The organism is Microbacterium enclense, assembly GCF_004022425.1.
GTDB lineage: Bacteria > Actinomycetota > Actinomycetes > Actinomycetales > Microbacteriaceae > Microbacterium > Microbacterium enclense_A.
In genome coordinates this window covers 39,344-52,427 of record NZ_RBZY01000026.1, presented here as the reverse complement: position 1 = coordinate 52,427, position 13,084 = coordinate 39,344, and the positions used below count along the sequence as shown (strand labels likewise).

Annotated in this window: 16 protein-coding genes; 6 read left to right on the top strand and 10 right to left on the bottom strand. The window is 70.7% G+C overall.

Annotation, left to right across the window (positions count from 1 at the left end; genetic code table 11):
* Positions 1-176: 176 nt before the first annotated feature.
* Positions 177-734 (bottom strand): Dps family protein, encoded by a 558-nt coding sequence (locus tag D8Y23_RS08725; RefSeq protein ID WP_128217761.1) that lies wholly within the window; start codon positions 732-734, stop codon positions 177-179.
* Between the two features lie 167 nt (positions 735-901).
* Here D8Y23_RS08725 and D8Y23_RS08720 point away from each other — a divergent pair, with 167 nt between their 5' ends.
* Together D8Y23_RS08720 and D8Y23_RS08715 are read left to right on the top strand one after the other, a co-directional pair.
* Positions 902-2,710, top strand: a complete 1,809-nt coding sequence (locus D8Y23_RS08720) for a glycoside hydrolase family 15 protein (protein WP_128217760.1) — start codon at positions 902-904, stop codon at positions 2,708-2,710.
* Between the two features lie 55 nt (positions 2,711-2,765).
* Positions 2,766-3,659 (top strand): SDR family oxidoreductase, encoded by an 894-nt coding sequence (locus D8Y23_RS08715; RefSeq protein ID WP_128217759.1) that lies wholly within the window; start codon positions 2,766-2,768, stop codon positions 3,657-3,659.
* Positions 3,660-3,765: 106 nt separating this feature from the next.
* On the opposite strand, the gene D8Y23_RS08710 is transcribed toward D8Y23_RS08715, so the two are convergent.
* On the bottom strand, positions 3,766-4,227 hold the full coding sequence (locus D8Y23_RS08710; RefSeq protein ID WP_128217758.1) for a GNAT family N-acetyltransferase: 462 nt from the start codon (positions 4,225-4,227) through the stop codon (positions 3,766-3,768).
* A 76-nt stretch (positions 4,228-4,303) separates the two neighbouring features.
* On the opposite strand from D8Y23_RS08710, the gene D8Y23_RS16965 reads away from it, so the two are divergent.
* Positions 4,304-5,275, top strand: coding sequence for a helix-turn-helix domain-containing protein (locus tag D8Y23_RS16965; protein WP_205796956.1), 972 nt, complete (start codon positions 4,304-4,306; stop codon positions 5,273-5,275).
* A 1-nt stretch (position 5,276) separates the two neighbouring features.
* Here D8Y23_RS16965 and D8Y23_RS08700 read toward each other — a convergent pair whose 3' ends face one another.
* Entirely contained in the window at positions 5,277-5,537 is a 261-nt protein-coding gene (locus tag D8Y23_RS08700) for a hypothetical protein (protein ID WP_128217757.1), read from the bottom strand.
* 141 nt (positions 5,538-5,678) lie between these two features.
* Between D8Y23_RS08700 and D8Y23_RS16780 the strand changes: the two genes are divergently transcribed.
* Positions 5,679-5,837, top strand: a complete 159-nt coding sequence (locus D8Y23_RS16780) for a hypothetical protein (protein WP_164878181.1) — start codon at positions 5,679-5,681, stop codon at positions 5,835-5,837.
* Here the strand turns inward: D8Y23_RS16780 and D8Y23_RS08695 are convergent, their stop codons facing one another.
* Together D8Y23_RS08695 and D8Y23_RS08690 are read right to left on the bottom strand one after the other, a co-directional pair.
* Positions 5,838-6,863 carry an epimerase gene (locus D8Y23_RS08695; RefSeq protein WP_128217756.1) on the bottom strand — a complete coding sequence of 342 codons (1,026 nt, stop codon included), beginning with the start codon at positions 6,861-6,863 and terminating at the stop codon, positions 5,838-5,840. It abuts the gene before it with no gap.
* A 23-nt stretch (positions 6,864-6,886) separates the two neighbouring features.
* Positions 6,887-7,354 carry a hypothetical protein gene (locus tag D8Y23_RS08690; RefSeq protein ID WP_128217755.1) on the bottom strand — a complete coding sequence of 156 codons (468 nt, stop codon included), beginning with the start codon at positions 7,352-7,354 and terminating at the stop codon, positions 6,887-6,889.
* Positions 7,355-7,487: 133 nt separating this feature from the next.
* Between D8Y23_RS08690 and D8Y23_RS08685 the strand changes: the two genes are divergently transcribed.
* Positions 7,488-8,480 (top strand): aldo/keto reductase, encoded by a 993-nt coding sequence (locus D8Y23_RS08685; protein WP_128217754.1) that lies wholly within the window; start codon positions 7,488-7,490, stop codon positions 8,478-8,480.
* 68 nt (positions 8,481-8,548) lie between these two features.
* On the opposite strand, the gene D8Y23_RS08680 is transcribed toward D8Y23_RS08685, so the two are convergent.
* From D8Y23_RS08680 to D8Y23_RS08665, 4 genes are all read right to left on the bottom strand, one after another.
* Positions 8,549-9,001, bottom strand: coding sequence for an SRPBCC family protein (locus tag D8Y23_RS08680; protein WP_128217753.1), 453 nt, complete (start codon positions 8,999-9,001; stop codon positions 8,549-8,551).
* Positions 9,002-9,118: 117 nt separating this feature from the next.
* On the bottom strand, positions 9,119-10,324 hold the full coding sequence (locus D8Y23_RS08675; protein WP_128217752.1) for an NAD(P)/FAD-dependent oxidoreductase: 1,206 nt from the start codon (positions 10,322-10,324) through the stop codon (positions 9,119-9,121).
* A 67-nt stretch (positions 10,325-10,391) separates the two neighbouring features.
* On the bottom strand, positions 10,392-10,718 hold the full coding sequence (locus D8Y23_RS08670; RefSeq protein WP_128217751.1) for an ATP-dependent DNA ligase: 327 nt from the start codon (positions 10,716-10,718) through the stop codon (positions 10,392-10,394).
* A 105-nt stretch (positions 10,719-10,823) separates the two neighbouring features.
* A complete protein-coding gene (locus tag D8Y23_RS08665) occupies positions 10,824-11,753 on the bottom strand; it encodes a helix-turn-helix transcriptional regulator (RefSeq protein WP_128217750.1) in 930 nt (309 codons plus the stop codon).
* 243 nt (positions 11,754-11,996) lie between these two features.
* Between D8Y23_RS08665 and D8Y23_RS08660 the strand changes: the two genes are divergently transcribed.
* The gene (locus tag D8Y23_RS08660) at positions 11,997-12,359 is read left to right on the top strand and encodes a sugar ABC transporter ATPase (protein WP_128217749.1); all 363 of its coding nucleotides are present in this window, start codon (positions 11,997-11,999) and stop codon (positions 12,357-12,359) included.
* Between the two features lie 51 nt (positions 12,360-12,410).
* Here D8Y23_RS08660 and D8Y23_RS08655 read toward each other — a convergent pair whose 3' ends face one another.
* On the bottom strand, positions 12,411-12,863 hold the full coding sequence (locus D8Y23_RS08655; protein ID WP_128217748.1) for an Hsp20/alpha crystallin family protein: 453 nt from the start codon (positions 12,861-12,863) through the stop codon (positions 12,411-12,413).
* Positions 12,864-13,084 lie beyond the last annotated feature (221 nt).

Genomic DNA, 13,084 nt, shown 5'->3' with positions numbered 1-13,084 from the left:
TCGCAGAGGTCGATCGACGATTCGCAGAGGTGGGCGCGACGCTGACCGAGGTCAAGGTCGCTTTGGCCCGGATCGAACGTCCGCACCCTCCCTTCCTCATCGCTCGCGGATGATCCCCACGAAGACGACGGATGCCGAGGCCCCGAGGCCCCGGCATCCGGTGTGTTCTGCGATCCTCAGCTGCGAGCGACGCGGTTCTCGGCGCTGACCATCCAGGACAGCTGCTCGAGGCGCTCGAGGATCCCGTGGAGGATGTCAGCGCTCGTGGGGTCTTCCTCGTCGACGCCGTCGTGCACGTCGCGGACCGTGCCGACGGTCGCGTCGATGCGCTCGGTGATGAGGTCGACGACCTCGGCCGTGTCGACCTCGCCCTGCGGGAACTCCGGCAGGGTCGTGGTCTCGGCGATCGTGTCGCTCCGGCCGTCGGGGAGAGCGTGCAGCGACCGCATGCGCTCGGCGACGGTGTCGCTGAACTCGCGTGCCGCTTCGATGATCTCGTCGAGCTGCAGATGGGTATCGCGGAAGTTCTTGCCGACGACGTTCCAGTGCGCCTGCTTGCCCTGGATCGACAGCTCGATGAGGTCGACGAGAACGGCCTGCAGAGCCTGGGTCAGCTCTTCGGAGGCCTGGAAGCCCTTCTCGGCGTTCTGCTCTTCGGTGGTTCCGGGGCCGCTGCCGCCGCGGGCCGGGCGACGGCGGTTCTTGGTCGAGGTGTCCTTCGTGGTGGTGGACATGCGCGTTCCTTTCACTCGCGGTCGATACCGACGTTAGGTCTCGCACCGCGGGGGCCACCGGGGGTTGCGAGCACGACGGCGCCGCTGTAGCGACGTGCGCCGTACCCGCTCGATACGGGATCGACAACCCCCGGGGTCGCGCGGTGCGCGCTTCCTAGCGTGGAAGCGTGCCCACGACACCGCCGCCACCCTCCCGCCCGCTTCGCGACTACGCCGCGATCGGTGACGGACGCACGGTCGCACTCATCGGGCTCGACGGTGCGGTCGATTGGCTGCCGCTGCCGAATATCCACTCCCGGCCCGTGTTCGCACGACTCGTCGATGAGTCCGCGGGCGGGTGCATCGAACTCGCTCCCGTGGGCGAGTACACGGTGACGAGGCGCTACGTCGCGCACACCAACGTTCTCGAGACCACCTTCACGACCGAGACGGGTGTCGCGAAGCTGACGGATGCCATGGTCACCGGCATCGCGGGGCGGCTGCCGTGGGCGGAACTCGCGCGTCGGGTCGAGGGCGTGAAGGGCGAGGTCGAGTTCGCGTGGTGCGTGCAGCCGGGGACGATGCTGCGGTCCGCGGCGCCCTGGACCGAGCGCATCGACGGGTTCTCGGTCATGCGGATCGGCCACGTCTCGCTCGCGGTCGTGGGCCAGGAGCACGGCATCCACGGCGAACCCGACGAGCGGAGCGAGAGCATCTCGGGCGGATTCACGACCGAGAAGGGCTCGCGGCACCTCCTCGTCGTCGCGGCGACCGAGGGGGAGCCGCTGCGCATCCCCGACACCCGCAACGTCGATCGCGGGATCGACCGCACCATCGCCGGATGGTCGATGTGGTCCGACGAGTTCTCCTACGACGGCCCCTGGGCCGACGACGTGCAGCGCAGTGCTCTGGCCCTGAAGCTGCTGCTGTTCAGCCCCACGGGCGCGATCGCAGCGGCCGCGACGACCTCGCTCCCGGAGAACCCGCGCGGGGGCAAGAACTGGGATTACCGCTTCGCCTGGGTGCGCGACCTCGCCTACACGGCGCACGCGTGGGTCGGCTTCGGACTTCGCGAGGAGACGCACGCGGCGCTGTCGTGGATGCTCCGCACGATCCGCGAGAACGGGCCGGAAGTGCAGGTGATGTACACGCTCGACGGCGGATCCGACGTGAGCGTCGAGAAGCACGAGGTGCCCGGTTGGAACGGCAGTCAACCCGTGGTCACCGGGAATCCGGCCCAGGGCCAGTTGCAGCTCGGGGTCTACGGAGATCTCATCGCGATTTGCCGCACGTACGTCGAGGCCGGCAACCGGCTCGATGTGCAGACGGGGCGCCTGCTCGCCGACGTCGCCGACCAGACGTGCGACCTGTGGCGCCGCGCGGACTCCGGCATGTGGGAGCTCCCCGAGCTGGAGCACTACACGTCGTCGAAGATGGGCTGCTGGAAGGCCCTCGACGACGCGCAGTGGCTCGCCAGCGGCGGGCACATCCCCGACAACGGCGACCGCTGGCGAGCCGAGCGCGACCGCATCCACGTCTGGGTCGAGGAGCACTGCTGGTCGGAGACCCTGCAGGCGTACACCCTGCGGCCCGGGTCGGACGACCTGGATGCCTCGGTGCTCCTGCACGCCCCGACCGGATTCGACCGGGGCGAACGCATGTCCAAGACGGTGGATGCCATCACCGAACGCCTCGGCACCGAGAACCACCTCGTCTACCGCTACACCGGCATGGACCAGGAGGAGCACACCTTCGTCGCGTGCGCGTTCTGGCGCGCGACGGCTCTGGCCTGCGTCGGCCGTCACGCCGAAGCGATCGAGGCGATGGACGCCCTCGTCGCGCAGGCCAACGACGTCGGGCTGTACGCGGAGATGATCGCCGAGCAGGGCGGCGCGTTCTGGGGCAACCTCCCGCAGGCGCTCAGCCACCTCGCGCTCATCAACGCGGCCCTCGTCATCCGTGAAGTGGTCGACGAGGCCGACCTCGGCGACCGCTGACCTTCCCCCGCCGCGGCGGCATGCGCCTCGGCATCCCCCATTGAAAGGACTCGCCATGACCAGCCAGTACACCTTCACCGATCCCGCGAAGCTCTACGCTGACATCGAGCCGTCGAAGCAGCATCAGCCCGAGCCGGGCCTGGATGCCGAACTGACGCCGAAGGCCGCACTCGGCGAGGACACCTACGTCGGCAGCGGCCGTCTCGAGGGTCGCAAGGCGCTCATCACGGGCGCCGACTCCGGCATCGGCGCGGCCACGGCGATCGCCTTCGCCCGTGAGGGCGCGTCGGTGGCGATGTCGTACCTGCCCGAGGAGAAGGAGGATGCCGATCGCATCGCCGGGATCCTCCGCGAGGCCGGCGCGACCGTCGCTCAGATCCCCGGCGACCTCCGCGACCCCGAGTACTGCCGTGCGCTCGTCGCGCAAGCGGTGGAGGAGCTCGGCGGCCTGGACATCCTCGTCAACAATGGCGGCAAGCAGCTGTTCAACGAGGACCTCGAGACCCTGACCGACGAGCAGTTCGACGACACGTTCAAGACGAACGTGTACGCGATGTTCTGGATCACCAAGGCGGCGCTCCCGCACCTGCCGGCCGGGTCGGCGATCATCAACACGACCTCGATCCAGGCGTACTCGCCGGCGCCGATCCTCGTCGACTACGCCTCGACGAAGGCGACCATCAACACGTTCACCAAGGCTCTCGGCCAGCAGCTCGCCCCCAAAGGCATCCGCGTGAACGCCGTCGCCCCCGGCCCGATCTGGACGCCGCTGCAGGTGTCGGACGGGCAGCCCCAGGAGAAGGTCGCCGAGTTCGGCGAGGAGACGCCCCTCGGCCGCATGGGACAGCCCGCCGAGCTCGCCCCGGCCTACGTGTACCTGGCATCCGCGGAATCCAGCTACGTCATCGGCGAGACGCTCAACGTCAACGGCGGGATGCCGACCCCGTAAGTCCCGTCGCCGGTCGGGCGGGGCGCTTGGCGCCCCGCCCGACCTCTCGGTGTCCAGGACACGCCGACGGCCGCGGGCCGCGTCCGCGTGTCGTGGACACCGAACCTCAGGTGAGCGGCTTGCGGTAGAAGATCTCGCCGTCGGCGGTGGTCTCGCTGCGGCGGTAGCCCTCCCGCTCGTACAGCCGCTGGTTCGCCTCACTGAGGCCGCCCGTGAACAGCTCGGCCTCGGTCGCGCCGGCCCGGCGCCCGCGTTCCTCGACCGCGGCGAGGAGCGTCGAGCCGAGGCCCCCGCCCTGCTGGTCCGGCGCGATCGCGAGGCGGCCGATGAGCAGCAGGGAGTCCGACAGGCGTGCGCGGACGGCCCCCACGATCCGGTGGCCGACGATCGCCACGCAGCCGAGGTTCTCCACGAGCTCCGCCTCGAGCTCTTCCAGGGTCTGGGTCAGGGGCGGCATGTCGGGGTCGCCGTAGATCAGTGCTTCGCTGGCGAAGGCGGCGCGTTGGACGGTCAGCACCTCACCGGCGTCGTCGGGGTGGATGTCGCGGATGACGGGCGAGTCGGTCACGGTGCTTCTCTCTGCAGATCAGGTGAACTATCCGGGCCGGGATGAGAGGCCCGGGGGAGTCTCGGGGTTAACTACTATGGCTGTGGTGCAGTCCAGCGGGAGCGAGGTGCCGCAGGTCATGAGCGACTACTTCGACACGCGCGTGCGGACGGCCGAGCCGGGCGAAGCGCTCGAGTGGTTGCGCACCCAGTACGGCCGAGTGGACGTGCAGGTCGACGACGGGTCGTTCGGCGAACGCGCCGTCGGAGACGGTGCCTTCGCACTGCGCCGCCTGCTGTGGGACTGTCGCGCGGAGGTCGTGTACGAGGCCGACCGGTTCTTCTTCGCCACCTCGAGCCCCGGCTATGCGTGGCGCATCGGCTCCTCCGCCGGCGAGTTCAGCGTCGAGCCGGGCGTCGTCCAGCCCGGCAACGAGCTCTTGGGACGCGCTCGGGAGACCGCCGTCGAGCTCGTGGCCTTCGACCCCGCCCACTTGACCGACGCGGCGCGCACGATCTACGGCGACGATGCCCTCGAGGTGCGCTTCGACGGCACCGGTCCGGTGTCTCCGCGGATGCGCGAGTACTGGCTCGCGACCCTGCGATGGGCGTTCACGCAGCTTCCGCTGCTCGCTGAACCCCTGGTGCGCGCGCACGTGCACCGCGCGCTCGTGTCGGCCACGCTCGAAGCGTTCCCGTTGGCCGGTGATCCGCGTGAGCGGCGTGCATCGGCCGTCGCGCAGGCAGCCATCTACTCCGCGGCGACGCGATGGATGGACGATCACGCGTCGTTGCCGGTGACCGCCGATGACGCCGCGCGGGCCGCCGGGACCTCCGCCGCGGGCCTGCGCCGCGCTTTCGCCGCGAACGGGCACCTCTCGGCGACGCCCGAGGGATACCTCGAGCTGGCCCGCGTGAGTGCCGCGCACGCCGACCTCGTGGCATCCGATCCGACCCGGACGACAATCGCCGAGGTCGCGCTGCGTTGGGGTTTCGCCGATCTCCCGCGATTCATCGCGGCCTACCGAGCGGCGTATCGGACCCACCCGAGCGCGACCCTCGAACGCTGACTCAGCGATCGCGGTCGGTGTACTCGCCCGGACGTTCGACGTCCTCGCGTGATTCGTCGCCCGAGGGGAGCTGCACGTCGGTGTAGGCGCCGGGCTCGTCGGCGCGCGGCCGCGCGTCGGTGCCGTCGGATCGCTCGTTGTCGACGTACTCGCCCGGCGCGTCGAGATTGCGGCCGGCCTCCTCGCCGTCGGGGAGTTCGACCTCGGTGTACTCGCCCTCGTCGGGCCCCGTGCCGTGGCCGGTGGTGTCGCGATCGCCCATGATGCGCCTCTCTCGTGGTGACGACTCCGAGGCTAGACCGAGGGAGTGCTCGGCACGAGAGCTTGACATGCGCTTGCCCCGCCCCCGGCCCCGGTGTCAAGGGCACCGGGTCCGCGACGGCGTGAGGGCAGAGTGGATGCCATGCCAGCTCTCGCCATCCTCCTCATCGTCGTCGGTCTCGTCTTCCTCTTCCTCGGCATCTTCGTCGAGGCCGTGAAGTTCCTGCTCTGGATCGGCATCATCGTCCTCATCATCGGCGTGATCGCCGCGCTGCTGCGTTTCGTGCGCCGCAACACCTGATCAGGCCGAGAACAGATCGCGGGCCCGGGGCCGGCGCGAGGATGCCACGGCGTCCAGCGCCGGCCCCAGCTCGTCGTACGCGAAGGTGAAGCCCGCCCCCGTGAGGACCGCGGGGACGGCCCAGCGGCTCTTGAGCACCAGTTCGGGCTCGTTGCGCAGGACCGCCATGGCGGGGTCGAGCATCCAGCGGAACGCCGGGAGTCCGAACGGTGCTCGGACGACCCGGCGCACCTCGCGCATGAGGGTGCGATTGTCGCTCGCGCCAGGGGCGGCGAGGTTCACGGGGCCCGCGAGATCGTCGCGGTCGCGGAGGAAGCGGACGGATGCCACGACGTCGTCGATGTGGATCCAGCTGAAGCGCTGGCGTCCCCTCGTGCGGTGCCACGACGACCACGTCGAACCGGTCGGGCGCGCGCCGATGCCGCGATAACGGCGGTGGGGGAACCACCAGCTGTCGATCTGCGGACCGCCCATGCCCAGTTTCCCGAGCGCGAGGAGCATGCGCGTGGCGGGTCCGTCGCCCAGCACGATCGCCATCCGCAGCGCGACCCGGCGCGTGGTCGGCAGGTCTCCGTCGAAGAACGCCCGCTCCCAGCTCGTGGCGACGTCGACCGAGAAGCCGTCACCGATCACACCGTCGGTCTCGCCGTTGCCGCTCTCGGTCTCGTGGCGGTAGATGGTGGCGGTCGACGCGTTCATCCACACGCGCGGCGGGTGCGCGGCATCCCGAACCGCCTTGTGGAGGGCCCGGGTCGTGTCGACTCGGGACCGCAGGATCTCGTCGCGGTTCGCGTCGGTGTAGCGGCAGGAGACGATCTTGCCCGCGAGGTTCACCAGGACGTCGGCACCGTCGATGAGCCGCGCGATCGCGTCCGTGTCACCCCACGTCGCGGTGCCGGTCCGACCGACCGTGACGACGTCGTAGCCGTCCGCGCGGAACGCGGCGACGAGCGCCTGACCGACGAAGCCGCTCGCCCCGGCGATCACGACACGGGGCGGAGGGGGCGGGGCGGGGGTGCTCGTCATCGGGCCAGCCTAGAGCGACCGCGTCAGTCCTCGTCGGGGTCGGGAAGGTTCTGGGCGATCCGGCTCGACTCCGCCGAGGACTTTCCGACACCGGGCTGGTACTTCGCCAGCGGGGAGTCGGCATCCACGTGATCCTCGCCGCCGTCCGCGGCCGGCGGCGGGGATGCCGGAGTGCGGTTCGACTCGTCGGTCGGCGCAGCCTCGTTGGTCTGCGCGGACCCGTGGCGCGAGGTGGATCCGCTGTCGCCGCGGGCGTCGTCGGTGCCGCGCTCCATCTCGCCGTCCGCCGCCCGGGTGCCGACGCCCGGCAGGTCGTTCTGGCTCGACACGTTCTGGACGCGCGCCTCGTCGTCGGGGTCGATCTCGGTCGCGGAGACCGCGCCGGTGTCGGCGCCCGCGCCGCCGGCGGGGATGTCGGCGGTCAGGCCCTCGGCATCCGACACCGTCTTCTCGTGGTCGGCGCCGGGCAGGTTCTCGGGGGGAGTGTTCACGGTGGTCCTTCCGATGGGGTTCGCGCCCACGCTAGGCCGCGCCGCGCACCGCGGTGACGGGGTTGACGCAGCGCCGCGGCCTCGATGTCTGCGGTGCTGGATAGGCTCGACACGACCCCCGAAAGGAACCGCAATGCAGCAGCGTCCCCTCTCCCGCACCGGCCGCGAGGTCTCGGCGATCGGCCTCGGCACCTGGCAGCTCGGACCCGACTGGGGCGGGGTGAGCGAAGACGAGGCGATGCAGGTCCTGGGTGCCTCGGTCGACGCCGGCGTCACGCTCTTCGATACGGCCGACGTGTACGGTGACGGGCGCTCCGAGGAGCTGATCGGCGCTTTCCTGCAGCAGTCCGGCGCGGCCGAGATCACCGTCGCGACGAAGATGGGTCGTCGCGCCGAACAGCTGCCCGAGAACTACACGATGGAGAACTTCCGCGCGTGGACCGAGCGCTCGCGCCGACTCCTCGCGCAGGACACCCTCGATCTCGTGCAGCTGCACTGCCCTCCGTCGGCCGTCATCGACGACGACGCCACCTACGACGCGCTGGACCAGCTCGTGTCCGAGGGCGTCATCGCGGCCTACGGCGTGTCCGTCGAGACGATGGACCAGGCGATGTCGGCTCTACGTCGCCCGAATCTCTCGAACCTGCAGATCATCTTCAATCCGTTCCGGCTGAAGCCCCTCGACGAGGTGCTCCCGCTCGCCGCGGAGAAGGGCGTCGGCGTGTTCGCGCGGGTGCCGCTCGCGAGCGGCCTGCTGTCCGGCAAGTACACCGCCGACACGACGTTCGACAAGGACGACCACCGCACGTACAACCGCAACGGTGAGGCCTTCGACAAGGGTGAGACGTTCTCGGGCGTGCCCTTCGCCGAGGGCGTCGCCGCCGCCGACGAGCTCAAGGCCTCCCTGCCCGAGGGGGTCACGCTCCCCGCCGCGACGCTGGCGTGGATCGCATCGCGCGAGGGCGTCACGTCGGTTATTCCGGGTGCGCGTTCGGCCGAGCAGGCCACCGCGAACGCCGGGGCGGCCGACCTCCTCGATGGCGGGTTCGACGTCGACGCGTTCGACGCCCTCGTGCGCGACGTGTACGACCGGCGCCTGCGCGCCGAGATCCACCCGCAGTGGTGAGCCGCTTCTGAAACGACGGATGCCGGATCCCCGAAGGGGTCCGGCATCCGTGTTCCGTGTGGGGAACGTCAGCTGACGTCGCCGCGCCACGCGCCGGACTCGGCGCCACGCGACTCGATGTACTCCTTGAAGTTCGCGAGGTCCTTCTTGACGGAGTGGTCGTCGGCGCCGAACACGGCACCGGCCTTCTCCAGCAGGCCCGTCGGCTCCCAGTCGATCTGCACGGTCACGCGCGTCTCGTCGTCGGAGAGGCGGTGGAAGGTGACGACGCCGGCGTGGTTCTCCTCGCCGCCGACGCTGTTCCAGGCGACGCGCTCGTCCGGGTGCTGCTCGGTGATCTCGGCGTCGAACTCGCGCTCGGCCCCCGCGATCTTGACCTTCCAGTGCGTGAGCGTGTCGGTCTTCTGGGTGATGGACTCGACGAAGCTCATGAAGTGGGGGAACTCCTCGAACTGCGTCCACTGGTTGTACGCGACGCGGACGGGGACGTTGACGTCGATGGTTTCGATGACCTGGGCCATGATGTCCTTTCGTGGGTGATCCGGGGCTGGGTCCAGTCTTCGCGCGATGGGTGCGGACGGGGCCGGGGGTTGAGGGATCGGCGCGCGTGCCCTATAGGGCGGCGCGCCGGGCTCTCGCTACGCGCGGCCGCGCAGGATGAGGTGCCAGTACACCCACGGCAGGATGCGCCGATCGGCGATCCAGGTCGAGCGACGCTCGCGGGACAGCGACCGCCAGAACGGGATGGTCGGGCGCGGGTGGCCCCAGCGGTCGAACTCCGCGAACACGACGGTGCCGCGGGAGACCGTGAACGGGACGACGCTGTAGCCGTCGTAGCGGGCGCTCGGCGTGGCGCCGCGTAGAGCCGAGCGGAGGTTCTTCGCGAGGATCTTGGCCTGCGGGCGGATCGCTCCGCCCGAGGGGCGCGTGGCGACGCGCGCGGAGTCGCCGAGCGACCACACGTCCGGGTATCGCCGATGCTGCAGCGTCTCGGGGTCGATGTCGACGAAGCCGTGCGGGTCGTCGGCATCGGCGAGCCCGCTGCCGGCGATCCACTCGGGCGCGCGTTGCGGAGGGACTGCGTGCAGCACGTCGTAGGCGAGGGTCTCCTCGTCGTCGCCGTGACCGATCGTGAGCGTGCGGGTCGTGGCATCCACTCGTCTGACCTCGCGGGAGTACCGCACCTCCACGCCGTAGCGATCGAGGACGCGGTGGAGTTCGCTGTCGATGTCCGGGATTCCGAAGGGGACGGGGTCGGGCAGCACCAGCACCACGCGGATGTCGTCGAGCACGCCGAGCGAGCGCCACCAGTCGCACGCGAGGTACAGCGGCTTCTGCGCGGCCGCGCCGCACGAAGCCGGCTCGGGCGGCTGGGTGAACACCACCGTGCCGCGGCGGAGGTCGCGGAGGACCGTGGAGGCCTTCGCCGCCAGAGCGAGGTCGTAGTTGGAGATGCCCTCGGGCGCGGCCATCGCCCCGGGCAGGCCCGGTACCGTCTCCCACGCCATGCGGAGTCCCGCCGCGACGATGAGCTGGTCGTAGTCGAGATGACCCCCGGACACCAGATGAACGCGGCGCGCGGCCGGGTCGACGGTGAAGACCTCGTCACGCAGCCATCGCACGCCGGGCGGTGTCACGTCGGCCTGCGGGCGAACCGCCTGCGACGCGCGGGCCGTGCCCCCGGCGATGTGGGACTGCAGCGGCGCGTACGCGTGCTGCTCCCGCGGCTCGACGACGGTCACGTCCCCGAGGTGCGCGCGGTGCAGGCGCCCCGCGATCGAGAGCCCGGCGTTGCCGCCCCCGACGACCACGATCCTCGCTCGGGATGTGGGTGAGTGCGGCATGCGGCATCCTTTCGTCCCCCTCAGCCAACCCGTGCGACGCGTCGGACGCGACCGGGTTGACAGGGACTCAGCCGAACGACTCGGAGGTGAGCGCGTCCTCGGGCGGCTCCGGCACCACGTACAGACCCGTGGGGGAGTTCGCCATGGTCATGAGAGCCTCGAGCCACGCGCGGTTGAGCGCGGGCGGGCGACCCCCGTGGAACTTGAACACGATGCTCGCGCGCGGGTGGAGCCACACCGACGTCCGTCCTCCGCCCGTGCTGACATCGTCCTTCCACTGGAAGTAGAACGGCTCGCCGCGGCGCAGCTTGTTGCCGATGACGACCTGGAGGTGGGCGAGCAACCGGTCCTCGAAATCGGCGCGGACCGCCCCCTCGTACATGAACTTCCCCACGGCCGTTCCCTTTCGTCGCTCAACCTCGTCACTGTGCCCCGGCTGCTCCCGTTCCCTTGCCGCCGCACACTTTCCGCGCCACGACGGCACCGAATGCGACGGATGTCAGAACATCCGGGCGGTCTGCGCGGGGTTGCGCCCGTACATGTCGCGGTAGAACCGCGCGAACCGGGACGGGCTGGAGAACCCCCAGCGGCGGGCCACGTCGCCGACGGACGTGCCGCCGTTCTGGAGATCGCGGTGGGCGGCGGCGAGTCGGACGGTGCGCAGGTACGCGGAAGGCGTGACGCCGAGAGCGCGGCGGAACGCGTGCTGCAGACCACGGGTGGAGATGCCGGCCGCCGCGGCGATGTCGTCGATCGTGACGGGTTCGTGCGCGTGGGTCTCGATGAACGCCAGCGCGCGGCGGACGGTGCGCGGGGCGGCCGTGCGTTGGGCGGTGCGGTCGACGGCCTCGAGGTACGCGCTCGAGAACGTCGTCAGCGTCGAGATGAGGGCGTGGCGCTCGAGCTCGGCCGCGACGAGCGGTTGCTCGTGCCCCGCGGCCAGGGCGGCGGCGACGTAGCCGAAGCTGCGCTCCCACTGGGATGCCAGGACGCGATCGCGCGCGATCGGGTCGATCGATCGCAGCACGAGGCGATCCTCGCCCGACGCGGCCCGCGCGACGTGCTCGGCCGACGTGCGATCGAAGAGGAGGGCGCGGACCCGGCCCGTCCCGCTCCAGCGGGCGTGGGTGGGACCGTTGCCGGTGACCCAGGGTTGGCGGGCGTCGAGAACGCGGTCGTCGATCACGATGCGCGCGTCGAGGGCCGCCACCTGACACGCCATGATCTGGTCCTCGAGGTCGATGGAGGATCGGACGTCCGCGCGCAGCGAGTACTGCACCAGCGAGAACGTGGGCGTCTCGATCGACGACCAACGAAAACTCACGCGGTGCGGGTCGACGTGGTCGAGGCGGGCGCTGGGGACGAACTGCCGCCAGACCGCTTCGACGTCGTCCGCGCCGGTGGCGTTGACCGTGAGGACTTCCCCCATGTCACCCTCCTCCGCGGGGGTCGGCCCGCGGCATCCGGGATATCTTGCCCCCGGCGAGGGCGTGCGAGCCTCCGCGGGACGCCGCGCGCGAGCGTTCGGCCTCGGAGCGAAACGGGCGCGTCGCGCGGCTCGCGCGGACGCTGTCAAGGGGGCGTGCGGCGATTCCGGCGGGCGGTGGGATGGGGGAGCCGCCGACCGTGGCGGCGCGCGCGGCCTCCGCGCGCACGACCGAAAGGATCTCCCATGAGCGACGCCACCATCGATCCCGCCGACGCCACCGCTGCTTCCGCCGCCGCGAGTGTGGGGGTCGCGGGCGTGCAGCCCCTGCGCGACGGCGACACCTCGATCGAACCCGACCCGGCGCTCGACCCCGCGCAGGCGGAGTGGGATGCCACGACCGCCCTCGACGAGGGGGCCGACCCGGCTGACCTCGACCCCGCGACGGCCACGGGTGCGGATCCCGCAGAGATCCCGGCCGATGACGCCGACATCCCCCTCGAGGACGTGCACCCCGAGTCCACTGGCACGGACTCCCAGGGTGAGGACCCCGGCGTGGTCGAACTGGGCGAAGAGGGCCAGGGCGACCTCGCCCCCGAAGACCTCTGACGCGTGCCTGACCGCGGTGCCGCCCAGGACGGCGGCACCGCGGTCGTGTGCTCACTGCTCGATCGGCTGCGGAGTGCTCTCGTGCGCTTCGATCGTGTCGACCGCGTCCTCGGTCGACACGGCGATCCGACGCGGCTTCGCCTTCTCACTCACCGGGATCGTGACCGACAGCACGCCGTTGCGGTAGGCGGCGCTGATGCGTTCGGTGTCGATGCCCTGACCGAGGTTCAGCTGTCGGACGAACGACGCGGTCTCGCGCTCGCGCGTGATCCACTTGACGTCGTCGCCCGCTGCCAGGGTGCGCTCGGCGCGGATGGTCAGCAGCTGCCCGTCGACGTCGATGTCGACCGAGCCCGGGTCGACGCCGGGCAGGTCGGCCGACAGCACGTAGTGGTCGCCGTCGCGGTACAGGTCCATGGGCATGCGTCGGGGTCCGCTGCGACGAGCGTCGAGGAGCGTCGACGCGAGGCGGTCGAGGTCGCGGAAGGGGTCGTAGGTGGCCATGGTCGTTCTCCTTTTCGGTCGGTCCGGACGTGGCATCCGGAGTTGTGGTTCGAGTTGAGTCGATCACGCTCAACTTGGTGTCAGATTAGCACTCGGGCGTGGAGAGTGCCAAGAGATCGACCGCGTGATTGTGCCGTCGTCGGACGCGTCGCACAACCCCCGTGCCTTCCCGCGCGGAGGAGCGTTGCCTGACGCTCGATGTCGCACCCCCGGATGGCATC

Coding starts and splice junctions, on each gene's coding strand:
- D8Y23_RS08655 (WP_128217748.1), bottom strand. CDS start 12,863: ATGGCCACCTACGACCCCTTCCGCGACCTCGACCGCCTCGCGTCGACG.
- D8Y23_RS16965 (WP_205796956.1), top strand. CDS start 4,304: ATGGCTGTGGTGCAGTCCAGCGGGAGCGAGGTGCCGCAGGTCATGAGC.
- D8Y23_RS08695 (WP_128217756.1), bottom strand. CDS start 6,863: ATGACGAGCACCCCCGCCCCGCCCCCTCCGCCCCGTGTCGTGATCGCC.
- D8Y23_RS08665 (WP_128217750.1), bottom strand. CDS start 11,753: ATGGGGGAAGTCCTCACGGTCAACGCCACCGGCGCGGACGACGTCGAA.
- D8Y23_RS08660 (WP_128217749.1), top strand. CDS start 11,997: ATGAGCGACGCCACCATCGATCCCGCCGACGCCACCGCTGCTTCCGCC.
- D8Y23_RS16780 (WP_164878181.1), top strand. CDS start 5,679: ATGCCAGCTCTCGCCATCCTCCTCATCGTCGTCGGTCTCGTCTTCCTC.
- D8Y23_RS08675 (WP_128217752.1), bottom strand. CDS start 10,324: ATGCCGCACTCACCCACATCCCGAGCGAGGATCGTGGTCGTCGGGGGC.
- D8Y23_RS08725 (WP_128217761.1), bottom strand. CDS start 734: ATGTCCACCACCACGAAGGACACCTCGACCAAGAACCGCCGTCGCCCG.
- D8Y23_RS08685 (WP_128217754.1), top strand. CDS start 7,488: ATGCAGCAGCGTCCCCTCTCCCGCACCGGCCGCGAGGTCTCGGCGATC.
- D8Y23_RS08700 (WP_128217757.1), bottom strand. CDS start 5,537: ATGGGCGATCGCGACACCACCGGCCACGGCACGGGGCCCGACGAGGGC.
- D8Y23_RS08680 (WP_128217753.1), bottom strand. CDS start 9,001: ATGGCCCAGGTCATCGAAACCATCGACGTCAACGTCCCCGTCCGCGTC.
- D8Y23_RS08715 (WP_128217759.1), top strand. CDS start 2,766: ATGACCAGCCAGTACACCTTCACCGATCCCGCGAAGCTCTACGCTGAC.